Genomic DNA, 21,582 nt, shown 5'->3' with positions numbered 1-21,582 from the left:
CGTCATGGGCCCCCTGGCCGGTTCGTTTCGGTGAGCTGGATCGTCCAGCTCTTCTGCTCACCCGTATCGACTTCGAAGAAGCCGCTGCGATCGAAGCCTCTGGCGAGGCAATCTTCCGTTCCCCGGATCGTGAATTCCCGCTCGCGGGTGCACATGAAGGAGCGTCCGCTCCATTCGCCGCCCCGGTCGTAATCGATGGCGTAGATATAGTAGAAGCGCCCGCCGAGCTGTCCCTTCAGCAGGGTCTCGCAGCCGCGGGACGTGAGGTTCCACCAACCCTCCGTCACCCAGCCCTGCGCGTCGCGATAACCGAGAGCGATGCCGACCCGGCTCGACGTCATGTTGCACAGGCGCAGGTCCGCCTTCGCCGGCGAAGCGGCCAGCAGAAACCCGCCGACGACAAACGTCACGGCTGCAAGGCTTCGCCGCCGGAATGCAGACGATGGGGAGAATGCGGCGCTCATGGATATGGTTTGGTCAATTCGAAGGAATGAAATCGCACAATGCCGGGACAACTTTGGCGAATCCTTGTCGGTCAGAAGCGTCCCCGGAGCAAGACTTTCCAGCATGCCGGCCGCAGAATTCGCGCGCCGCGCGGTCTCATCGACATGAAGGCGCGGCTATCCGGTGGCTTTCACTCCCCGTTCGAAGGGTGTTTCGACCCCGATCCGTCATTCTGATCGGCCTTCGGGCGGGCGATCCAGATGCCGAAGAGGATCAGCGCGCCGCCCAGGCTCTGGACCAGGGTCAGCTCCTCGCCGAGGATCGCCCAGCCGAACATTGCCGCTGCGATGGCCTCGAGAAAGATCACGAGGGACGAGAAGGTTGCCGGCAGGCGCCCGAGCGCGATGGCGAGAAGCCCCTGGCCGCCCGCATGGCTGACATAGGACATGGCCAGAAGCGCCGCGATGCCCTGCGCCGTCTGCGGGATCACCCGCGTGTCGAAGAGAACCGCAATGACGAGGAGGATGGCGGACGTGATCAGGCCGGCCTCGAAGGTCACCCGTGCGGCGCCGGCCGTCTTCCTGGCCTTGCTGGCAGCCAAAAAATACATGCCGAAGAAGAAGGCCGTGGCGACTCCGTAGAGATCGCCCTCGATCCGGGCGGGATCGGCGTGAAGGCTCTGTCCGATCAGGGCCGCGCCGCCGAGAAGGCAGAGGGCGAGGCCCATGAAGGTGCCCCGGGACACCTGCTGCCGGAACACGAGCCAGACGGTCAGCACGACGAAGAGCGGTGCCATGGTGGCGAAGAAGGTGGCGTTGGCCACCGTCGTCTTGAGGATCGCCAGGTGCCAGAAGAACAGATCCCCGGCGAAGACGATGCCGCCGAGGATGCTCGCCCTGGAGAAGCGGACCTTCGGGGCGTCGGCGGGCGCTCGCTTCTCCTCGATTCGCATCCAGGCATAGAGCAGGGGCAGGCAGAGCGAGACGCGCCAGAAGGCGCTGGCGAAGGGCCCCACATCGGCCGGCGCTCCGCCCATGTCGGCGGAGGCGAAACGCACGAAGATCGGGGAAATCCCCATGGCCACGGCGCCGAGGCAGAGCGCGGCAAAAGCGGAGGCGAAGCCCGAATCGACGCGGGCCGTGGTGGATGTCGGGGACATGTCGGTCGTGAAAGTCTGTTGCGCGGAACGTCGCGTTGTCAGGGTTGGAGGGGCAGGGTAAGGCTTTTCCTCCGCCGTTCAATCCATCCGCCCTGAAATCCTTGCCCCATGTCCGCTTCCGCCGCGCTCAGGCTCGACGAGCCCTCTCTTGAGCCCTGTCCCGTCGAGATCGTTCCCGGCCCGGTCGAATCGGGCATCCTGATCCTGTGCGACCACGCTTCCAACGCGGTGCCGCCGGATTTGGGCGATCTCGGCCTGCCGGAAGCCGAGTTCGAGCGTCACATCGCCTACGACATCGGCGCGGCGGCCGTGACCCGCTCGCTCGCCAGGCGCCTCGGGGCTCCGGCGATTCTCACCCGGTTCTCGCGGCTCGTCATCGATCCCAACCGGGGCCGGGACGACCCGACCCTGGTCATGCGCCTCTCCGACGGCGCCGTCGTGCCGGTCAATGCCGGAGCGGATGAGGCGGAGGTGCAGCGGCGCATCGCCCGGTTCTACGATCCCTACGACGATGCCATCGCGGATGCGATTCACCGGGCTATGGCGGCCGGCCATCCGCCGGTCGTCGTGACGGTGCACAGCTTCACGCCGGTCTGGCGCGGCTGGCCCCGGCCCTGGCACGTGGGGATCCTGTGGGATGCGGACGACCGCTTCGCCAAGCCGCTCCTGGAAGGGCTTCAGGCCGAGGGCGGACTCGTCGTCGGCGACAACGAGCCCTATGATGGGGCGCTCGCCGGCGACACCGTCGACCGGCATGCCACGATCCGGGGCCTCGCCAATGCGCTGATCGAGATCCGGCAGGATCTGATCGCATCGAGTGAGGGCGCCGAGGAATGGGCCGAGCGCTTCGCCCGGTTGCTCATGCCCTTGGCTGCCCATGCGGATTTGCGCCTGCCGACGATCTTCGGCACGCGGACCCGCGACCGCCTGCGCCAGCATGGAGGATCAAGCCCATGAAGGACATCGACCCGATGATGGACATCGACGAGAAGACCCGAACCGAGCTGGAGGCCGCCGCCTTCCGCAGGCTCGTCGGGCATCTGCGCGAACGCACGGATATCCAGAACATCGACCTCATGAACCTGGCCGGCTTCTGTCGCAACTGCCTGTCGAACTGGCTAAAAGAGGCCGCCGACGAGCGTGGCGTCGATCTCTCCAAGGAGGACAGCCGGACCCATGTCTACGGCATGCCCTACGAGGAGTGGAAGGAGCGTCACCAGCGCGAGGCTTCTTCATCGCAGCTTGCCGATTTTGAGAAATCGAAGCCGGGGCATTAAAACGGCTTCAACCAAATGACCATAACACTGGCGCCAATGCCATCAATCAGGGGCTTCATTCATGGATGACGCAGCTTTCAACACCGAATCCGTCGCAGCCGACCAGCTGAAGGCCTTCATCGAGCGCATCGAGCGCCTCGAGGAGGAAAAGGCCGGCATTGCCGGCGACATCAAGGACGTCTATGCCGAGGCCAAGGGCAACGGCTTCGACACCAAGGTCCTGCGCAAGATCATCTCCCTGCGCAAGCGCGACTACGCCGAGCGCCAGGAGGAAGAGGCGATCCTCGAGCTCTACATGCAGGCGCTCGGGATGGTGGGATAGCGCGAAGCACGTGCCATCGGGTGTTTCAAAGGCCCTGCAGCATCACGCTGCAGGGCCTTTTTATTTCGGAGCGCTGGGCGTCACTCTCAGCCTCATCCTGAGAGTCTGGCTCGTCATCCATCATGAGGCGTAGGTGCCTTCTCCCTCCCCCTTGTGGGGAGGGCCGGGGTGGGGGTGTCGGCGCCCCACCTTGATAGGCTTTCGCCCGCACCCCCACCTCCAACTCCTCCCCACAAGGGGAGGAGGGTTTCCCGCGCTTTAAGAGCCAGCCTCTCACGATGAGGGCTTAGGTTGTGGCATGCTGTGAGGATGGATGTCTGACGTGTCGGCCAGCATCAGCCTCTGCAAGACGTCGAGCGTCTCGGACGGGAGAGGGGTCGAGCGGCGGGTTTGCCTGTCGACCATCACGATCGTGGCCTCGGTGGTCGCCACGAGACGCCCGTCGTTGAAGATGCCCTGGGCCAGGGTGAACGAGCTGCGTCCCACGCGCACGTCGCCCGTGCCGATATCCACCGTGCCGGGCCAAAAGAGTTCCGCGCGGAAATCGATCAGCAGGCGCGCGATCACGAAGCTCCGGCCCTCGCTCGCGAGGGGCCTTTCCGGATCGTACATGAAGGCGACCCGGCCAACTTCGGAAAACGTGGCGAAGACCGCGTTGTTGACGTGGCCCTGGCGGTCGAGATCCGCAAACCGGATATCGGTGGAGGTCAGGCTCGGGTAGTCCTCCAGCACGCGTTGGGTCTTTAGGTCATTCATCGAGCGTCCTTGCGATGAGGCCATAAAATACGTTGCGGCGAAGGGCTCAAGCGAAAAGACTCGCCTCCCGCTCGCCCTGGGCGATCCAGTTTCATATAAGAACCCGAACGCGAAACGCTGGAGAGATTCATGAAGCTCGCCCGGGACCAAGTATCCGAACCTGCCGACGCGAATGCGCGCCGCACAATCGCTCCCGTCATCTGCTATCCCGTCGAGACCTTGCCGCGACCGGATCTCGACGCCTATCGCGCGGCGCGCGAAGGCTGGCAGAAGGTGGACGAGGTGATCGTGCCGCCCAGGGACGCGCGCACCTTCAACGTGCCGGCCGGCTGCTTCTTCCGGATCGTGAGCATCGAGGGGCCGCAGGTGGGTGACCTGAACCTCTGGGCCGCGGAAGACATCGACGAGCGCTTCTTCTCCGGCAAGACGCGGGCGCTTCACGGCACGCATCTGTCGACCGGCGACCAGCTCTGGTCGTGCCTGCCTTACCTGCGGCCGATGGCGACGATCACCCACGACACCCTCGACTGGTACGGCTTCGACGAATACGGCGGCTCCGTCCATGACGTGATCGGCACCCGGTGCGATCCCTATACGCACCGGCTGCTCTCGGGCCACGAGTACCATCATTGCTGTCACTCGAACCTGACCCGCGCGCTCGCCCATCGCCTTTCCCGCCCGAAAGACGAGGTCGAGCCGGCGGTGCACGATGTGTTCAACGTCTTCATGTGCACCGGCTTCACCCGAGACACGGGGCAGTACTTCATGAAGGCGAGCCCGGTGCGGCCGGGAGACTACCTGGAATTCTTCGCCGAGATCGACCTGCTCGGCGCGCTCTCCGCCTGCCCGGGCGGCGATTGCAGCGCGGAGCATTCGAGCGACGTGGCCGTCTGCCACCCCCTGCTGGTCGAGGTCTTCAGGCCGAAGGCGCCGCCGCAGGGATGGGCCTCGCCGGCGCGCAACGGCTACAGCCGCAAGCACGAGGACTGAAACGAAAAAGGGCTCCTTTCGGAGCCCTTTTCTCTCATCGCACCACGTTCAACGGCTTGACCGCCGGTCCAGTGAAGCGGTTCGTGGCCAGGTCGCCGACGGGCTTGCTCGAGAAGCCCATATGCAGGCTCGGCTCCGCCGACATCAGGGCGCTGAGCGCCGTGGCCGGAGGTTTCTTCGCAGCCGTCGACGCCTTGGCCACCGGTTCGGGTGCCGGCTTGGACTTTACCGCCTTTGCCAGATCCTTCGGTGTCGAGCCCGTCACCGGAATGTCGACGGGCGCAGCCGAGGCCACCACAACGGGGCGCAGGTCCGGCCGCGGCGGCGGCAGCGGATGCTGGATCGCCGCCATCTCCGTGGAGCCGCGCAGTTCCGGGATGCCCGGGATCGGGTTCGTGTCGGCCAGGGAGCCGGGACGGGCCGGCGGCAGCGGCGCATAGGCGAGGGCGACGGTGCCGGTGACGGCGTCGGTATCCGCGTCGTCCGCATCCGGCCGCCGGGGCGGCATCGGCGCGAAGGCCATGCCCTTGGCGATGGACAGGTCGGCGTCCCGTGCCTCCGGTCCCTGCTGCCAGCCGAGGGCGGGTCCCGAAGCGGTCTGGACCGTGCCCGGCGCGCCGTTGATCCGGGTCGGCGGCAGCGGCGCGGCCGGGGGCGGCGTCAGATCCTCACGCAAAGCGGGAGCGATGGCCGCCACCACGGCGGGTGCCGGCTGCTCCGGCCGCGGCTGGATCGCGACAGGCGCCCGCCGTGCCGGCTCGGGAGCCTGGACCGGTTGCAGCGCGGCAAAGACCGTCGCATTCGAATCGCTGGCGTAGTAGCTCGAGGCCGGCTGCGGCTGCTGGCGGGAGGCGATGAGCGCCCGGCCCGGTCGTGAGGCCGCGCGGATCTCCTCCGCATCCTCGTCCTCGTCGTCGCCGCCACCGAACAGGGTCGCCCAGAAGCTCTTGCGACGCGGCTGCGAGGAGATCGCCTCTTCGGCATCGGCATAGGCCGAATAGCCGGCGACCGTGCCGCCCTTGGCAAGCACCTCGGCCCGCGCCTCGTCATAGCCCGGCAGAGGGCGGCCGTCGGACGGGATATGGACGGTCTTGCCGTCAGGGAAGATGTTGGCGAGCTGGGCGCGGGTCATGCGCGGCCAGGCGCGGACGCTGCCGACGTCGAGATGCACGAAGGGCGTGTAGGCGTTGGGATAGTAGCCGACGCCCCCGTTCTGGATCCGCATGCCGATGGCGCGCAGGCGCACGGTGGACACGTCGGGCAGGTAGAAATCCATCGCCTTGCCCTGCATGTGCTGGCTGTTCTTGGCCACCGCGCTGGAGCGCCGCCTGAGCATGGAATTGGTATTGGGTGAGCGGTAGCCCGAATTCACACGGATCGGCTCGTTCGACCCGGACTCGCGGTAGACCTCCCACACCGTATCGAACAGGCGCGGGTCCATGCGCGTCGGCTCGTCGCGCCGCCAGTCGCGCAGGAACCAGTTCAGCTGCTGCAGGCCGCCTGAATCGTATTGGCCGTTGCGCCGGAAGGTGACGCTGAGGCTTTCCTTGGTGTTGTTGTTGTAAAGGCTCAACGTGCGGGTATCGCCGTTGGCGACGGCATCCTGCGTGCCGTGCGCCCCGCCCACCATGACGGCCAGAAAGGCCGCAAGACCAATGCCGACGCGGAGCGCCAGAGCATCGGACCCAAAAGTGGACCCACTTTTGGGATTCATCCGATGCTCATTTTGAACCGGCGCATCGTTGGACGCGGTAAACCGGACCCACTTTCCCGCACGATGCGCGAGGCGGTCAGTACGCAATACTCTCACTGTGATACTCGTCTTTACCGGTCCGCACCCGGAGATGCGGCAATCCTTATAGTGAAAGGATCTTTGCCGAAGACGGTTACCTTCGCGTTAAGTGAGGATGAGAAATCGGCCGAAAAACGTGGTGGGAAAAGGGGATTATTCGGACAGGTTCAGGGCGGCGCGGACCTTGCGGTCGAGGCCGTAGATGTCGTCGAAACGCTTCACCTCGCCCTTCTCGTCGACCGCGAGGGTGAAGTAGGTCAGGTGAACCGGCAGGGGATTGGTGAGGTTCACATAGCGCTCGCCCTTGCCGATGAGCCCGCGCAGCTTCTCTTCGGTCCATTTGCCGTCCTTGCCCATGATCTCCTCGGCGAGCTCGAAGGGCTTGTCCACGCGCACGCAGCCATGGCTGAAGGCGCGCTTGCCGGCCGCGAAAAGATTGCGGTTCGGCGTATCGTGCAGGTAGACCGCATGCTGGTTCGGGAACATGAACTTCACGAAGCCCAGCGCATTGCGCTCGCCCGGCGGCTGCTGCACCGAGATCCGGTCGCCGCGGCGGATGATCTTGTAGCCCTTGCGCGCGGCGTAATAGGGATCGTTCGCGAGCGCCGGAAGGATCTCTTTCTTCATGATCGAAGGCGGGATCGTCCAGGACGGGTTCACCACGAGATATTTCATGTTCTCGGAGAAGATCGGCGTCTGCGACTGCTCCTTGCCGACGATCACTCGGGCCTGATGCACCACATTGCGGCCCTCGACCACCTGAAGGCGGTATTCGGGGACGTTCACCATGATGTGCCGCTGCCCCAGATCGGCCGGCAGCCAGCGCCAGCGCTCCATGTTGGCGATCAGCTCCGACTGGCGCTGCGCTACGGACGGGCCGGAGAGGGCGGCCACCGTCTGGGGGTTCAGGACGCCCGTGTTGGGCAGGCCCTTTTCCTTCTGGAAGGCGGCGACCGCCGAGGCCAAGCGCTCGTCGTAGATCGTCTGGTTGTCCGAATCCTTCGCGAGATTGAAGCGCGCGCGGATCAGCGGCACGCGCGGGTCCTTCATGCCCACGCGCAGGGTCGGGCCCTTGGGCAGGCGCACGCTCGGCTGCGAGGGATGGCTTTCGCGCAACTGCGCCAGGCGCTCCTTCAGGGCCCGGTAGCCGGCATGCGGCGGGTTGTAGGATTCGAGCGCTCCGCCCGCATCGCCGGCGGCGGAGACCCTGCTCAGCACCTCGTCGACCGCCGGCAGCGACAGCTTCGGGGTCACGAGCGCCGAAAGGCGGGCAAGATCGACTCGCGCCCCGCGGGCGTCGCGGGCGTAGCGGATCGCGGCAAGGGAGAGCTTCACGTCGGATTTCGCCCATTGCGCGGGCGGCGCATCCTTGCGCAGGCCCCGGTCGGGCAGGGCGTAATCGGCGGGATCGAGGCCGTCCTCGTCGGCTGACCTCAGGCGTTCCATCGCGCCGGACGCGGCGGGCGACCAGGCGCCGTCCCGGGCCCAGATCAGCGGGCGCTCGGCTTTCGCATAATAGGCGGAGAGCGCCTCGCGGTCCTTGCCGCTCACGCGCATCTCGCGCATGGCGGCATCGTCCGCGAAAAGTCCCGCGACGGCCATGCGGAAGACATCCGCCTGCATCAGGGCGGTCACGGGCGCCGCATCGGGGAGCGGAATATCGATGGCGGGGGCCGGCTTCAGATCGGCCGCATCGATGGCGACGGGAGCCGGTTCGATCGCCGGGATCGCGTCGGAGGCCATGCCCGCCGTCGCGGGCGTCTCGACGACGTCATGGAAGGAGGGCTCTGCAGGAGCAACGGCCAGAACGGGCGTGGACGCATCCTGCGGGGGGCTGCCTGCATCTTCCGCGAGGGCGGAGAGCGGAAGGAGGGAGACCGACCCAATCAAACCGAGCCAAATGGCCGCCTTGCGCAAGTCACGCATGACTTTGCTCCTCATCGCAATGAAAGTGGAGGATAGGAGATTCCTCCATCAAATGAATTTCGTCAGTGTTCGCGCGCACGTTCTGTTACGCTTAACGCGCGAAACGTCATGCGGCTTCATCGGATAGGCCAAGTTCTTTCAATTTTCTGTAAAGAGTCGACCGTCCGATTCCCAGATGCCGCGAAATCGCCGACATGCGTCCGCGATAATGGGCAAGCGCGAAGCGAATCGCCTGCGCCTCCAGATCGGCGAGCGTGAACATGTCGCCGGCATCGTCGACGAGCGGGAGGGCGTTGGGGTCGCGCCGCGCAATGCGCTCGCTTGCGTAGGTTGTCTGCAGGACAGGCGCTTGGGCAATCGGAAGCGGCGGGATCTCGATGCGCCGACCCTGCAGATGGGACGCGATCTGCGGGAATTCCGTCGGCGTGAGAAAAGGACCCTCGGCCAGGATCACGGCGCGGTAGACCGCGTTCTCGAGCTGCCGCAGGTTGCCGGGCCAGTCGTAGCGGGCGAGCAGGCCTGCGGCCTCCGCGGACAGGCCCCTGATCCGCTTGCCCTCGTCGGCCGCGAAACGGCGGACGAAGCGATGCGCCCAATCGGCGATGGCCTCCCGTTGCGCCCGCAAGGGGCGCACGGATATCGGCAGGGCCTGGAGGGCGTAGAAGAGATCCTCGCGAAAATGGCCGGACCGCACCGATCCGGCGATGTCCAGACCCGCAGCAACGATCCTGACGTCGTGGCGGCGCGGAGAGCGTGCGCCGTCCTGCCGGTGCAGGAAGGCTAAAAGTTCGCTCTGGTCGTCCGCGCCGAGCCGCTCGACATCGTCGATGAAGAGGGTGCCGCCATGCGCTTCCTTAAGTGCGGCGGGAAGGCGAGAGGACAGGCCCTGAACGGGAGCCTCTCCGGCGTGAAGGCGGATGAAGGAACGCTCCCGGCGCTCGCCGCAATCGTGGATCGCCCGTGCCAGGGCCGGCGCGCCGCTTCCCGGCTCGCCCTCGATCAGGACCGGCAGGGAGGACCTTGCGGCGCGCTCCGCCAGCCGGCCGATCCGCTCCCGCTCGGAGCCGGCAGCGGGTTTCTCGGTCTCGCCGCGAAGGGCACGGATGTCGTCTGCAAAGAGCCGTGGAAGAGGCATAAGGCGGCGGGACGCTTTCGAGAATCGGTCGCGCGATGCTGGTCGGGAAAGGGTAAACCGCCTGTTAACGGGGCCATCCCGCCCTCGGTTGGAATGGGTTGATCCGGAGAGCGCGGCGGCCAATATGTGTGGAAGAATTTTCCTCACCGATCCTAGGCAGGCCTTCGCCCGTGACCGTTCAGACAATCTCTCCCTCGCACCATCCCTCCAGTGCCGGCGCCGTGCAGGCCGAACTCGGGGCCCTGCCCGAATGGAACCTCTCCCATCTCTATCCCGGCATGGACAGCGAGGCGTTCAAGGGCGATCTCGCCAGGGCCGAGGCCGAGTGCAAGGCGTTCGCCGCCGCCTATCGCGGCAAGCTCGATGAGATGGCGCGGGACGAGCGGGCATCGGAACGGCTCGACGAGGTGGTGAAGCGCTACGAGGCGCTCGAAGACCTTCTTGGACGCCTCATGTCCTATGCCGGCCTGGTCTATTCCGGCGACACCACGGATCCGATCCGCGCGAAGTTCTATGGCGACACCCAGGAGCGCCTGACCGCCGCCTCGACGGAACTCCTTTTCTTCGGGCTCGAGCTCAATCGCATCGAGGACGCCGTGCTCGACAAGGCCATGAGCACCGGGCCGCTCGCCCATTACAGGCCCTGGATCGAGGACCTGCGCAAGGACAAGCCCTATCAGCTCGAGGACAAGATCGAGCAGCTCTTCCACGAGAAGTCGGTGACCGGCCGTTCGGCCTGGAACCGCCTCTTCGACGAGACCATCGCTTCCTTACGCTTCACCGTGCGCGGCGAGGAGCTGCCCATCGAGCCGACCCTCAACAAGCTGCAGGACCCGGACGAGAGCGTGCGCAAGGACGCCTCGGACGCGCTCGCCAAGACCTTCAAGGCGAACCTGCGCACCTTCACGCTCATCACCAACACGCTCGCCAAGGACAAGGAGATCTCGGACCGCTGGCGCGGCTTCGAGGACGTGGCCGATTCCCGCCATCTGGCGAACCGGGTCGAGCGCGAGGTGGTGGAGGCGATGGTCTCCGCCGTGCGCGAGGCCTATCCGCGCCTGTCCCACCGCTATTACGCCCTGAAGGCGAAGTGGTTCGGCAAAGACAAGCTCGACCATTGGGATCGCAATGCGCCGCTGCCGAAGGTCGAGCAGCGCACCATTCCCTGGAACGAGGCCAGGGACACGGTGCTCTCCGCCTATTCCGCCTTCTCGCCGCGCATGGCCGACATCGCGCAGCGCTTCTTCGACGAGGATTGGATCGACGCCCCGACCCGGCCCGGCAAGGCGCCCGGCGCCTTCGCCCACCCGACCGTGCCCTCGGCGCATCCTTACGTGCTGCTCAACTACCAGGGCAAGCCGCGGGACGTGATGACGCTGGCGCACGAATTGGGCCACGGCGTGCATCAGGTCATGGCCGGCCCCAACGGCGCGCTCATGGCGCCGACGCCCCTGACGCTCGCCGAGACGGCCTCCGTCTTCGGCGAGATGCTCACCTTCCGCCGCCTGCTCGACCAGACCACCAATCCCGTGCAGCGCAAGGCGATGCTGGCGGCCAAAGTCGAGGACATGCTCAACACGGTGGTGCGCCAGATCGCGTTCTATTCCTTCGAGCGCAAGGTGCATGTGGAACGCCGCAACGGCGAACTGACAGCCGACAAGCTGTGCGAGCTCTGGATGTCGGTGCAGGACGAGTCCCTAGGCCCGGCGATCCGTCTCGGGGAAGGCTACGAGAGCTTCTGGACCTACATCCCGCACTTCATCCATTCGCCGTTCTACGTCTACGCCTATGCCTTCGGCGATTGTCTGGTGAACTCGCTCTACGGCGTCTACGAGCGCTCCAACGAGGGCTTCGTGGACCGCTATTTCGCGCTGCTCTCCGCCGGCGGCACCAAGCATTACTCGGAGCTTCTCGCTCCCTTCGGCCTCGATGCCAGCGACCCCGCCTTCTGGCAGATCGGCCTGTCGATGATCGAGCGGCTGATCGGCGAGCTCGAGGCGATGGAGTCCGCAACGGCGTAAATGCTCTGCCCCGAGCGGCGGCTGACTTGCCGCTCGGGGCATATCGACCAAATCACATGACGAGCGCTGTACGGGGGCCGATTCGGAGTCGACCATGGCAGTTCGTATCGGGAGTCAGGCTGCGGACAGGCTGAGCGGCACCAGCGCCGCCGATGTGATCTACGGCTATGATCCGAATGCCGGAACGCCGCCCACGATGGCGGCCAACGCGATCGCCTCCGGCCTGGTCAATCCCCTGTACCTGACTTCGGCTCCGGGCAATTCCAACCATCTTTTCATCATCGAGAAGCGCGGGCAGGTGAAGGTCTATGATGCCGGCACCGGCCAGGTCCTCGCCACGCCTTTCCTCACCGTGAATGTTGCAACGGACGGGGAACAGGGCCTCCTCGGCCTCGCCTTCGCACCGGATTTTGCGACGAGCCGGCGATTCTACGTCTATCTCAGCACGACGGACGGCGATGTGGAGATCCGCGAATACCAGACGCTGGCCAACAATCCCTTGGTCGCCAATCCGTCCAGCATGAGGCTCATCGATCGGATCGATTACCCATCCTCCACCAACCATCGCGGCGGATGGATCGGGTTCGGGCCGGACGGCTATCTCTACGTGGCGACCGGGGATGGTGCGAACGGAGCCAATTCGCAAAGCCTCAATCAGCTGGGCAAGATCCTGCGGCTCGATGTGAATGGCGATGCCTTCCCTGCCGACGCGAGCAGAAACTACGCCCTGCCTGTGGACAATCCGGCGTCCATAGACGGGATCGCAGGCAGCGCGATAGGGACGGGGATCTATGCGGCGGGCCTGCGCAATCCATGGCGCGTGAGCTTCGACCGGCTGACCGGCGAGCTTTATATCGGCGATGTCGGCCAGAGTGCCTATGAGGAGATCAATCTCGGAAGCCCCGGCGCCAATTACGGCTGGAGCGTCACCGAGGGGCCTTTTAAGCCCGGATCGTTCCCGAATTTCACGAATCCGATCCATGCCTATGACCGCAGCATCGGTCAGGCGGTGACGGGCGGCTATGTCTATCGCGGGCCGGAGCAGGACTTCCAGGGAACGTATTTCTTCTCGGATTTCGTCAGCCATAAGATCTGGTCCCTGCAGCGCGCCTCAGGCTCCTGGTCGTTCACGGATCTGACCGGTCGGGTGGCCGTCGGCGGCGGTCCGATCGGTTCCGTTTCGTCCCTGGGGGAGGATGCATCCGGAAACCTCTACATCGTCGATTATGGAGGCAAGATATTCCGCCTCGATCTCAAATCGCGCGGCGGCCCCGATCCCGCCGACGATGCGGCGGACATTCTCAACGGGGGCGGCGGCAACGATCGGATCTTCGGCGGCGGCGGCAACGACTCGCTGTTTGGCGGCAGCGGCGATGACAATCTCCAGGGTGGGCCAGGGGCCGATCTCCTGTCGGGCAGCAGCGGCTTCGACTATGCCGATTATCGCGATTCCGCAGGCCGCGTGCTCATCGATCTTGCGAAGCGCACGCAGGCCGGAGGCGATGCGTCCGGCGACCGCTTGTCGAGCATTCAGGGCGCGTGGGGCAGTGCGTTCAACGACGCCATGAAGGGATCCGACTCCCATGACAGTCTTCGCGGTGGTGGAGGGAACGACAGTCTCGCCGGCATCGCAGGCAATGACAGGCTTTATGGCGATGCCGGTCGCGATACGCTCGTCGGAGGGCCAGGCAAGGACTTGTTGTCCGGTGGGCCGGACGCCGACGTGTTCCGCTGGCAATCGATCGGCTCCGTCGGTGTCTCCCTCGATCGCGTGGACCTTGTGCGGGACTTCAGCACGAGCGCCCACGATCTGCTGGATCTGGCGAGGATCAATGCCAATGCTCTTCGCAGCGGCAACCAGGCTTTCGCTTTCATCGGCAGAGGCGAGTTCACGGCAGCGGGACAGGTTCGGTACGAGGTCGTGGGAACGGAGGCGCGCGTGCTTCTGAACACCGATGCCGATCAGGATGCGGAAGGCATCATTCGTCTTGCCGGTATCCGCAGCCTGAAAGCGGGGGACTTTCTCCTCTAGCCATGCGGGTTCTGGCGGCCTTTCTGCAGGACACAGAAACGGCGTTGTCAGGCTTGACTCTCTGAGGCCGGAACTCGCCAAATTCCCCACGACGGAGTTGGGATGCCTGTTATGCCGGTCGACACGCATTACGCCAGAAGCGGCGATCTGCGGATTGCCTATCAGGTGGTCGGCGAGGGACCGCTCGATCTCGTGTTCGTCCCCGGCTTCATCTCCAACCTCGATCTCTATTGGGACGAGCCGAACATGGCTCACTTCCTGTCCCGGCTTGGCTCCTTCAGCCGCCTGATCCTGTTCGACAAGCGAGGCACCGGCCTGTCGGACCGGCTCGGGAACCTGCCGAGTCTCGAGGAGCGCATGGACGACGTGCGCGCGGTGATGGATGCGGTGGGCAGCGAGAAGGCTGCCCTCTTCGGGATTTCCGAGGGCGGCGCCATGAGCATGCTTTTCGCTGCAACCTATCCCGAGCGAACCCAGGCGCTGATCCTCTACGGCACCTATGCCGACTTCCATACCTGGGTTCTGCCGCATGAGCGGTTCGAGCCTTTTCTGGAGAAGATCGACCGGACCTGGGGGCAGGGCGAGAGCCTCACCGCCTTCGCGCCGACGAAGGTCGGGGACGAGCGCTTCCGGCAATGGTGGGGACGATTCGAGCGGCTCGGCGCCAGCCCGTCGGCCGTGATCGCGCTCATGCGCATGAACAGCCAGATCGACGTGCGCCACATCCTGCCGACGATCCGCGTCCCGACCCTGGTTCTGCACCGCGCGGGCGACACGCGGGTCAATGTCGAGGGCGGCCGCTATCTCGCGGCCAACATTCCCGGCGCGAAATATGTCGAGTTCCCCGGCATCGACCACGTCCTGTGGGCCACCGATGCGGGCCCCGTCGCCGACGAGATCGAGGAGTTTCTCACCGGCACCCACGCCGAGAGCGAACCCGACCGGGTGCTGGCCACGGTCCTGTTCACGGACATCGTCGATTCTACAAGCCGCGCCGAGGAGATGGGCGATCGCGCCTGGCGCGTTCTCCTCGACCAGCATGACAGGATCGTGCGCGGCGAGATCGGCCGCTTCCGCGGCCGGGAAATCAAGACGCTCGGCGACGGATTCCTCGCAACCTTCGACGGGCCCGCCCGCGCCGTCCGCTGCGCCGGCGCCATCATCGAGGCCCTGCGCACGTTGAGCCTGCAGGTCCGCTGTGGCGTCCATACCGGCGAGATCGAGATGATGGGAGACGATATCGGCGGCATCGCGGTGCATATCGCGTCCCGCATCGCTGCGCTCGCCGATGGCCGCGAGGTCCTGGTGTCGCGTACGGTGCGCGATCTCGTCGCCGGCTCCAACCTGCACCTGGAGGACCGGGGCGCCTTCGCCCTCAAGGGCCTGACCGAGCACATGTCGCTTTTTGCCGCCGTCGGCAGCCAGAGGGCCTGACGCCGCAGCGACCTAGCGTTCGGCGCCGCACGACATATCTTAAGCTCTCCGGTTTCAGAGCAAGAGATCTCACGTCATGGCCGATTCCGACCGCGAAGCGAACCGCTTCTCCGCGCGCGCTGCCCGCTATGCCCGGGTCGGCGCCAATATGGGCGGGGTGGCGGCGCGCATGGCGGGATCGCGGCTCTTCGGGGGCGATGCACGCGATGCCTCCAATGCGGCGGTGCTGGCCCAGGCGCTCGGCGGCCTGAAAGGGCCGATCATGAAGGTGGCGCAGCTGCTGGCCACCATCCCCGACCTCATCCCGCCGGAATACGCCGCCGAGCTGCAGAAGCTGCAGAGTGAGGCGCCGCCCATGGGGGCAGCCTTCGTCAAGCGCCGCATGCAGGCGGAGCTCGGGCCGCAATGGCAGGGCCGGTTCGGCTCCTTCGATCTCAACCCCGCCGCCGCCGCCTCCCTCGGTCAAGTCCATCGGGCCAGCACGAAGGATGGCGAGACCATCGCCTGCAAGCTCCAGTACCCGGACATGCAATCCGCCGTGGAGGCGGATCTCCAGCAGCTCGAATGGGTCTTCGCCGTCCATCGCCGCATGGATCCGGCCATCGACACCCGCGAGATCGCCAAGGAGATCGGCGAGCGGGTGCGCGAGGAGCTCGATTACGAGCGCGAGGCCAGGCATGCGGCTCTTTATGCCGAGGCCCTTTCCGATGTGGACGAGGTCCGTGTGCCGCGGGTCCATCCTGAGCTGTCGACGAAGCGCCTCCTGTCGCTCGAATGGCTCGAGGGCGAGAAGATCCTACAATTCACGGAAAGCCCCGTCGAGATCCGCAACCGGCTGGCAGTGGCGATGTTCAAGGCCTGGTGGCATCCCTTCAGTCATGCGGCCGTCATCCACGGCGATCCGCATCTCGGCAATTACACCGTCTTTTCCGAAGGCGGCGAGCCGGGGGGCATCAACCTTCTCGACTATGGCTGCGTCCGCATCTTCCATCCGCGCTTCGTCGGCGGCGTGGTCGATCTCTATCGCGGCCTTCAGACCGACGACCGCGCCCGCGTCGTCCATGCCTACGAGACCTGGGGATTCAAGAGCCTCTCGAACGAGCTGATCGACATTCTCAACATCTGGGCCCGCTTCATCTACGCCCCGCTCCTCGACGACCGGGTCCGCACCGTGGCGGACGGGGTGAAGCCCGGCGAATACGGCCGCCGCCAGGCCTTCGAGGTGCACAAGGCCCTGAAGGAGAAGGGGCCGGTCACCGTCCCGCGGGAATTCGTTTTCATGGACCGCGCCGCCGTCGGTCTCGGCGCAGTCTTCCTGCATCTCAAGGCGGAGCTCAACTATCACCGCCTCTTCGAGAACGAGATCGAGCGCTTCTCCCTCGAAAGCCTGGAGCAAAAGCAGAAAGAGGCGCTGAGCGCTTCCGGTTTACCAAGTCCTGTGTAATGAGGTTGCATCTTGCGCCGTTCGGCCTTAGGGCATGACGAAGCGTTAGGGGCACCTGATGAAGATCGCTTTCGTTCACCAGAATTTCCCGGGCCAGTTTTTGCGCCTGTCCCGGAGCTTCGTCGCCGAGGGGCACGAGGTCGTGGGCCTCGGGATGGTCAAGCAATGCGCGATCCCGGGCGTGAAGTACTATTCCTACAATGCCGTCCCCGGTCCGGAGGACGCGCCGTATCAGAACCGCTACTCCCCCGTCATTCCGCGCCTGCGCCGCGCCTACGGCGTCGCGCACAGGGCCAAGGAGCTGGCGCAACAGGGCTTCGAGCCGGATGTGGTGGTGGTCAATACAGGCTGGGGTGAGAACCTCTTTCTGAAGGACATCTGGCCCAAGGCCCGCCACGTCGCCTATTTCGAGTATTATTACCACGCCAAGGGGCAGGACCTCGACTTCGATCCCGAGTTCCCGGTCACCAACGAGGAGGTAATCTGGCGCCTGCGCCTGAAGAACTCCATGCAGCTCGGCGCCCTCGATGCGGCGGACCTCGCCGTGGCCCCGACGCGCTACCAGCGCGACACGTTCCCGACCTATCTGCACGACCGGCTCGCCATCATCCACGACGGCATCGACACAAAGAGGCTCCAGCCCGATCCCAAGGTGCGGATCCAGCTCGGCCAGGATGGGCCCCATCTCACCCGCGACACCCCCATCGTCACCTACGTGACCCGCAACATCGAGCCGATGCGGGGCGCGCATATCGTCTTCAAGAGCTTGCCCTATCTCCTCGATATCGACCCGGACCTCCGGGTGGTGATCATCGGCGGGCGCGGCACCAGTTATTCCGGCTCGGCACCGGAGGGAAAGACCTGGTTCGACGTCTTCAAGTCGAGGATCGAGCGGCCTGTCGACTGGTCCCGGGTGCATTTCGTCGGAAACCTGCCCTACGACCAGTTCGTGAAGGTGCTGCAGGTCTCCTCGGCCCATGTCTACATGACCTATCCCTTCGTGCTGTCCTGGTCCTCCATCGAGTCCATGGCGCTGGAATGCCGGATCGTGGCCTCGGATACGGAGCCGGTGCGAGAGATCGTCCAGGACGGAGTGAATGGGCGCCTCTTCCCCTTCTTCGACGAGAAGGCGCTCGCCGAGCGGGTGCGCGAGACCCTGACCGATAGGGAGAAGTCCGCCGCCATGGCGGCGGAGGCCCGCAGGATCGCGGTGGCGCAATATGATTACGAGACCGTCTGCCTGCCGCAATGGCGCGCGTTTCTCGGGATCAGTTAAGAGCGAAATGCATTCATAAAGTTTTCATTTGGAGCCATTCGAAAGATTGCGGCTCCTCATCTCATGCGTTAAACGCAGCCATTAACACGTGACGCTGAACAGGGCTTTGAAGTATGGCCGATACAAAACACGCGCCGCATGGGGGCTACAGTCCGGATATGGATGCCCGCACCCATGAGGAGACCTATCAGGGATTCGTCAAGTTCGCGGAGATCGCGACCGCGGTCATCATCTGCCACGTCCTGGCGCTGGCCGTCGGCGGCATCAAGCATGCCTGGGTGACGGCGATCTTCGGCGTCATCCTCTCGCTCGCCGCGGGCGGTCTCGGCGCCATGGCTCCGTCGATCGGCGTGCGTGCTCCGGCAGCCGTCGCCATTCTTCTTCTTCTGGCGCTCGTCTTCTACTGAGCCTCGAGAGAGCGTTGACGGAAACAAACGACAAGAGCTTGATCTCGAGCCATTGACCTAATCGCAGGGGGACCACAATGCGGATCGCCGTTCTCTCCGAAACCGATGGAGCGGAGACACGCGTTTCCGCCACCCCTGAGACCGTCAAGAAATACAAAAGCCTCGGCGCTGACGTGGTCGTCCAGGCCGGGGCCGGCGCGAAAGCCGGCGTTCCCGACGCCGAGTTCGAGGCTGCCGGCGCTTCGATCGCTTCTGGCGCCGCCGAGGCCCTCAAGGATGCGGATGTCGTCCTCAAGGTCCGCCGCCCCGCCGAGGGCGAACTGACGGGCGCCAAGCCCGGCGCCCTGGTCATCGCCATCATGGACCCCTATGGCCAGGACGCGGCCCTAAAAAGCCTCGCCGATGCCCAGGTCGCCGCCTTCGCCATGGAGCTGATGCCCCGCATCACCCGCGCGCAGGTGATGGACGTTCTCTCCTCTCAGGCCAATCTCGCCGGCTACCGGGCCGTCATCGACGCCTCGGCCGAATACGGCCGGGCATTTCCGATGATGATGACCGCCGCCGGCACCGTGCCGGCCGCCCGGATCTTCGTCATGGGTGCCGGCGTCGCCGGCCTCCAGGCCATCGCCACCGCCCGCCGCCTCGGCGCGGTGGTGACCGCCACCGACGTGCGTCCCGCCGCCAAGGAGCAGGTGGAGAGCCTGGGCGCCAAGTTCGTCGCGGTGGAGGACGAGGAGTTCAAGCAGGCCGAGACGGCCGGGGGCTATGCCAAGGAGATGTCGGCGGAGTACCGGGCCAAGCAGGCCGATCTCGTCGCCTCCCACATCGCCAAGCAGGACATCGTCATCACCACGGCCCTGATCCCTGGCCGGCCGGCGCCGAAGCTCGTGACCCGGGCCATGGTCGAATCCATGAAGCCCGGCTCGGTCATCGTCGATCTGGCGGTCGAGCGCGGCGGCAACGTCGAGCTGGCTCAAGCAGGCGGGGTGGTGGAGCATAACGGCGTCAAGATCGTCGGCCACCTCAACGTGCCCGGACGCCTCGCCGCCACGGCGTCCAGCCTCTACGCGAAGAACCTCTACGCCTTCGTCGAGACGCTGGTGAACAAGGAAACCAAGGAACTGGCCGTGAAGTGGGACGACGAGCTGGTCAAGGCCACCTGCCTGACCCGCGACGGCGCCATCGTTCACACCGCATTCCAGCCGACCGCTTAACCCGTCCAAGGGGAGGACACCATGGCAACGCTTACGCCCGAACAGGCCGTCGAGCAGGCCCGAGCGGCGGCAGAGGCCGCGAGACGCTCGGCCGAGGCGGCCCAGACCATCGCCGATCAGGTCGCCGATGCGGCAGGAGCCGCCGCGGCCGCCGTCACCCACGGGGCCGTCGACCCCACGGTGTTTCGCCTCGCCATCTTCGTGCTGGCGATCTTCGTCGGCTACTACGTGGTCTGGCAGGTCACCCCGGCGCTGCACACTCCGCTCATGTCGGTTACCAACGCGATCTCCTCGGTCATCGTGGTCGGCGCGGTCCTGGCGGTGGGCGTCGACGTGGCGCCGGCTCTGGGCGAGGGGCCGATCTGGGCGCGGGCGCTCGGCTTCATCGGGCTCGTCCTTGCCTCGATCAACATCTTCGGCGGCTTCCTGGTGACCCAGCGCATGCTCGCCATGTACCGCAAGAAGGGGTGAGGCGATGTCGGCCAATCTAGCCTCGATCCTCTATCTCGTCTCGGGCGTCCTCTTCATCCTGGCCCTTCGCGGCCTGTCGCACCCGACCACCTCCCGTCAGGGCAATCTCTACGGCATGGTGGGCATGGGGATCGCCATCCTCACCACCCTGTTCGTGTCCCCGCCGAGCGGCATCGGCGGCTGGGCGCTGGTGATCCTCGGCCTCGGCATCGGCGGCGGCATCGGCGCCGTGGTCGCCAAGCGGGTGCCGATGACGGCCATGCCGCAGCTCGTCGCCGCCTTCCACTCCCTGGTCGGCCTCGCGGCGGTCCTCGTGGCCGCGGGCGCGCTCTACGCGCCGCAGGCCTTCGGCATCGGCTCGGTCGGCACCATCCACGGCGGCTCGCTGTTCGAGATGGCGCTCGGTGTGGCCATCGGCGCCATCACCTTCACCGGCTCCGTGATCGCGTTCCTGAAGCTCGACGGGCGCATGTCCGGCAAGCCGATCCTGCTGCCGAGCCGGCATCTCCTCAATATCAGCCTCGGCCTGCTGCTCCTCGTTCTGCTCGTCTTCTTCATCCGCACGGAGAGCCACGCGGTCTTCTGGCTGATCGTGCTGATCTCCTTCGTGCTCGGCGTCACGCTGATCATCCCCATCGGCGGCGCGGACATGCCGGTGGTGGTGTCGATGCTCAATTCCTATTCGGGCTGGGCGGCGGCGGGCATCGGCTTCACGTTGGGCAACCTTGCGCTCATCATCACCGGCGCGCTGGTCGGCTCCTCGGGTGCGATCCTGTCCTACATCATGTGCAAGGGCATGAACCGCTCCTTCATCTCCGTGATCCTCGGCGGCTTCGGCGGCGAGACGGCGGCCGCCGGCAGCGGCGCGGTCGAGACCCGGCCGGTGAGGCAGGGCTCGGCTGACGATGCCGCCTTCATCATGAAGAATGCCTCGAAGGTCATCATCGTGCCGGGCTACGGCATGGCGGTGGCGCAGGCGCAGCATGCCCTGCGCGAGATGGCGGACGAGCTGAAGGCCGAAGGCGTCGAGGTGAAATACGCCATCCATCCGGTGGCGGGCCGCATGCCGGGCCACATGAACGTGCTGCTCGCGGAAGCCAACGTGCCCTACGACGAGGTGTTCGAGCTCGAGGACATCAACGGCGAGTTCCCGCAGGCCGACGTGGCCTTCGTGATTGGCGCCAACGACGTGACGAACCCCGCCGCCAAGACCGATCCGGCCTCGCCGATCTTCGGCATGCCGATCCTCGACGTGGAGCGCGCCAAGACCGTGCTGTTCATCAAGCGCGGCATGGGCTCCGGCTATGCCGGCGTCGAGAACGAGCTGTTCTTCCGCGACAACACCATGATGCTCTTCGGCGACGCCAAGAAAGTGGTCGACCAGATCTTGAAGAACCTCTGATCCGGTTCGGATCGTTGAGAATGCCCGGCCTCGTGCCGGGCATTTTTATTGGGATCGACAGTGGCAATGAACGACCATCA

General features: G+C 65.6%; 19 protein-coding genes. 13 read left to right on the top strand and 6 right to left on the bottom strand.

Features of this window, described 5'->3' with window-relative positions:
* Positions 1-2 precede the first annotated feature (2 nt).
* Together BB934_RS09120 and BB934_RS09115 are read right to left on the bottom strand one after the other, a co-directional pair.
* Positions 3-410 (bottom strand): DUF1036 domain-containing protein, encoded by a 408-nt coding sequence (locus BB934_RS09120; protein WP_099512708.1) that lies wholly within the window; start codon positions 408-410, stop codon positions 3-5.
* Between the two features lie 224 nt (positions 411-634).
* Positions 635-1,603, bottom strand: a complete 969-nt coding sequence (locus tag BB934_RS09115) for a DMT family transporter (RefSeq protein ID WP_099509348.1) — start codon at positions 1,601-1,603, stop codon at positions 635-637.
* 108 nt (positions 1,604-1,711) lie between these two features.
* On the opposite strand from BB934_RS09115, the gene BB934_RS09110 reads away from it, so the two are divergent.
* The 3 genes from BB934_RS09110 (at position 1,712) to BB934_RS09100 (ending at position 3,202) form a co-directional block, all read left to right on the top strand.
* Entirely contained in the window at positions 1,712-2,560 is an 849-nt protein-coding gene (locus BB934_RS09110; protein WP_099509347.1) for an N-formylglutamate amidohydrolase, read from the top strand.
* A 17-nt stretch (positions 2,561-2,577) separates the two neighbouring features.
* On the top strand, positions 2,578-2,880 hold the full coding sequence (locus BB934_RS09105; protein ID WP_099512707.1) for a DUF1244 domain-containing protein: 303 nt from the start codon (positions 2,578-2,580) through the stop codon (positions 2,878-2,880).
* A 61-nt stretch (positions 2,881-2,941) separates the two neighbouring features.
* Positions 2,942-3,202, top strand: a complete 261-nt coding sequence (locus BB934_RS09100; RefSeq protein WP_099509346.1) for a DUF2312 domain-containing protein — start codon at positions 2,942-2,944, stop codon at positions 3,200-3,202.
* Positions 3,203-3,475: 273 nt separating this feature from the next.
* Here BB934_RS09100 and BB934_RS09095 read toward each other — a convergent pair whose 3' ends face one another.
* Complete coding sequence (locus tag BB934_RS09095; RefSeq protein WP_099512706.1) at positions 3,476-3,958, bottom strand: acyl-CoA thioesterase; 483 nt, start codon at positions 3,956-3,958, stop codon at positions 3,476-3,478.
* A gap of 129 nt (positions 3,959-4,087) precedes the next feature.
* On the opposite strand from BB934_RS09095, the gene BB934_RS09090 reads away from it, so the two are divergent.
* Entirely contained in the window at positions 4,088-4,948 is an 861-nt protein-coding gene (locus tag BB934_RS09090; protein WP_099509345.1) for an urea carboxylase-associated family protein, read from the top strand.
* A gap of 34 nt (positions 4,949-4,982) precedes the next feature.
* On the opposite strand, the gene BB934_RS48825 is transcribed toward BB934_RS09090, so the two are convergent.
* The 3 genes from BB934_RS48825 to BB934_RS09075 all read right to left on the bottom strand — a co-directional run bounded on the left by BB934_RS48825 (position 4,983) and on the right by BB934_RS09075 (position 9,801).
* Positions 4,983-6,662 (bottom strand): peptidoglycan L,D-endopeptidase MepK, encoded by a 1,680-nt coding sequence (locus BB934_RS48825; protein ID WP_210422141.1) that lies wholly within the window; start codon positions 6,660-6,662, stop codon positions 4,983-4,985.
* 231 nt (positions 6,663-6,893) lie between these two features.
* Entirely contained in the window at positions 6,894-8,666 is a 1,773-nt protein-coding gene (locus BB934_RS09080; protein WP_099509344.1) for a L,D-transpeptidase family protein, read from the bottom strand.
* Positions 8,667-8,772: 106 nt separating this feature from the next.
* Positions 8,773-9,801 carry a sigma-54-dependent transcriptional regulator gene (locus BB934_RS09075; RefSeq protein WP_099509343.1) on the bottom strand — a complete coding sequence of 343 codons (1,029 nt, stop codon included), beginning with the start codon at positions 9,799-9,801 and terminating at the stop codon, positions 8,773-8,775.
* A 170-nt stretch (positions 9,802-9,971) separates the two neighbouring features.
* Here BB934_RS09075 and BB934_RS09070 point away from each other — a divergent pair, with 170 nt between their 5' ends.
* From BB934_RS09070 to BB934_RS09030, 9 genes are all read left to right on the top strand, one after another.
* Positions 9,972-11,822, top strand: a complete 1,851-nt coding sequence (locus BB934_RS09070) for a M3 family oligoendopeptidase (protein WP_099509342.1) — start codon at positions 9,972-9,974, stop codon at positions 11,820-11,822.
* Between the two features lie 94 nt (positions 11,823-11,916).
* Positions 11,917-13,854 (top strand): PQQ-dependent sugar dehydrogenase, encoded by a 1,938-nt coding sequence (locus tag BB934_RS09065; protein ID WP_099509341.1) that lies wholly within the window; start codon positions 11,917-11,919, stop codon positions 13,852-13,854.
* Between the two features lie 111 nt (positions 13,855-13,965).
* Positions 13,966-15,288: an adenylate/guanylate cyclase domain-containing protein gene (locus BB934_RS09060; RefSeq protein ID WP_099509340.1), complete on the top strand. Its 1,323-nt coding sequence runs from the start codon at positions 13,966-13,968 to the stop codon at positions 15,286-15,288.
* Positions 15,289-15,364: 76 nt separating this feature from the next.
* Complete coding sequence (locus BB934_RS09055) at positions 15,365-16,732, top strand: ABC1 kinase family protein (RefSeq protein WP_099509339.1); 1,368 nt, start codon at positions 15,365-15,367, stop codon at positions 16,730-16,732.
* Positions 16,733-16,790: 58 nt separating this feature from the next.
* Positions 16,791-18,008, top strand: coding sequence for a glycosyltransferase (locus BB934_RS09050; RefSeq protein WP_099509338.1), 1,218 nt, complete (start codon positions 16,791-16,793; stop codon positions 18,006-18,008).
* A 113-nt stretch (positions 18,009-18,121) separates the two neighbouring features.
* Positions 18,122-18,415: an aa3-type cytochrome c oxidase subunit IV gene (locus tag BB934_RS09045; RefSeq protein WP_099509337.1), complete on the top strand. Its 294-nt coding sequence runs from the start codon at positions 18,122-18,124 to the stop codon at positions 18,413-18,415.
* Between the two features lie 77 nt (positions 18,416-18,492).
* Entirely contained in the window at positions 18,493-19,629 is a 1,137-nt protein-coding gene (locus tag BB934_RS09040; RefSeq protein ID WP_099509336.1) for a Re/Si-specific NAD(P)(+) transhydrogenase subunit alpha, read from the top strand.
* A gap of 21 nt (positions 19,630-19,650) precedes the next feature.
* Positions 19,651-20,100: a proton-translocating transhydrogenase family protein gene (locus tag BB934_RS09035; RefSeq protein ID WP_099509335.1), complete on the top strand. Its 450-nt coding sequence runs from the start codon at positions 19,651-19,653 to the stop codon at positions 20,098-20,100.
* A gap of 4 nt (positions 20,101-20,104) precedes the next feature.
* A complete protein-coding gene (locus tag BB934_RS09030) occupies positions 20,105-21,502 on the top strand; it encodes an NAD(P)(+) transhydrogenase (Re/Si-specific) subunit beta (protein WP_099509334.1) in 1,398 nt (465 codons plus the stop codon).
* The last annotated feature ends 80 nt before the right edge of the window (positions 21,503-21,582 follow it).

It is taken from the genome of Microvirga ossetica (genome assembly GCF_002741015.1).
Taxonomy (GTDB): domain Bacteria; phylum Pseudomonadota; class Alphaproteobacteria; order Rhizobiales; family Beijerinckiaceae; genus Microvirga; species Microvirga ossetica.
The sequence above is the reverse complement of the archived record's forward strand: the minus strand, read 5'-3'. Positions and strand labels throughout refer to the sequence as shown.

Coding starts and splice junctions, on each gene's coding strand:
- BB934_RS09035 (WP_099509335.1), top strand. CDS start 19,651: ATGGCAACGCTTACGCCCGAACAGGCCGTCGAGCAGGCCCGAGCGGCG.
- BB934_RS09100 (WP_099509346.1), top strand. CDS start 2,942: ATGGATGACGCAGCTTTCAACACCGAATCCGTCGCAGCCGACCAGCTG.
- BB934_RS09110 (WP_099509347.1), top strand. CDS start 1,712: ATGTCCGCTTCCGCCGCGCTCAGGCTCGACGAGCCCTCTCTTGAGCCC.
- BB934_RS09095 (WP_099512706.1), bottom strand. CDS start 3,958: ATGAATGACCTAAAGACCCAACGCGTGCTGGAGGACTACCCGAGCCTG.
- BB934_RS09115 (WP_099509348.1), bottom strand. CDS start 1,603: ATGTCCCCGACATCCACCACGGCCCGCGTCGATTCGGGCTTCGCCTCC.
- BB934_RS09030 (WP_099509334.1), top strand. CDS start 20,105: ATGTCGGCCAATCTAGCCTCGATCCTCTATCTCGTCTCGGGCGTCCTC.
- BB934_RS09055 (WP_099509339.1), top strand. CDS start 15,365: ATGGCCGATTCCGACCGCGAAGCGAACCGCTTCTCCGCGCGCGCTGCC.
- BB934_RS09065 (WP_099509341.1), top strand. CDS start 11,917: ATGGCAGTTCGTATCGGGAGTCAGGCTGCGGACAGGCTGAGCGGCACC.
- BB934_RS09090 (WP_099509345.1), top strand. CDS start 4,088: ATGAAGCTCGCCCGGGACCAAGTATCCGAACCTGCCGACGCGAATGCG.
- BB934_RS09075 (WP_099509343.1), bottom strand. CDS start 9,801: ATGCCTCTTCCACGGCTCTTTGCAGACGACATCCGTGCCCTTCGCGGC.
- BB934_RS09045 (WP_099509337.1), top strand. CDS start 18,122: ATGGCCGATACAAAACACGCGCCGCATGGGGGCTACAGTCCGGATATG.
- BB934_RS09050 (WP_099509338.1), top strand. CDS start 16,791: ATGAAGATCGCTTTCGTTCACCAGAATTTCCCGGGCCAGTTTTTGCGC.
- BB934_RS09080 (WP_099509344.1), bottom strand. CDS start 8,666: ATGCGTGACTTGCGCAAGGCGGCCATTTGGCTCGGTTTGATTGGGTCG.
- BB934_RS48825 (WP_210422141.1), bottom strand. CDS start 6,662: ATGAATCCCAAAAGTGGGTCCACTTTTGGGTCCGATGCTCTGGCGCTC.
- BB934_RS09105 (WP_099512707.1), top strand. CDS start 2,578: ATGGACATCGACGAGAAGACCCGAACCGAGCTGGAGGCCGCCGCCTTC.
- BB934_RS09060 (WP_099509340.1), top strand. CDS start 13,966: ATGCCGGTCGACACGCATTACGCCAGAAGCGGCGATCTGCGGATTGCC.
- BB934_RS09040 (WP_099509336.1), top strand. CDS start 18,493: ATGCGGATCGCCGTTCTCTCCGAAACCGATGGAGCGGAGACACGCGTT.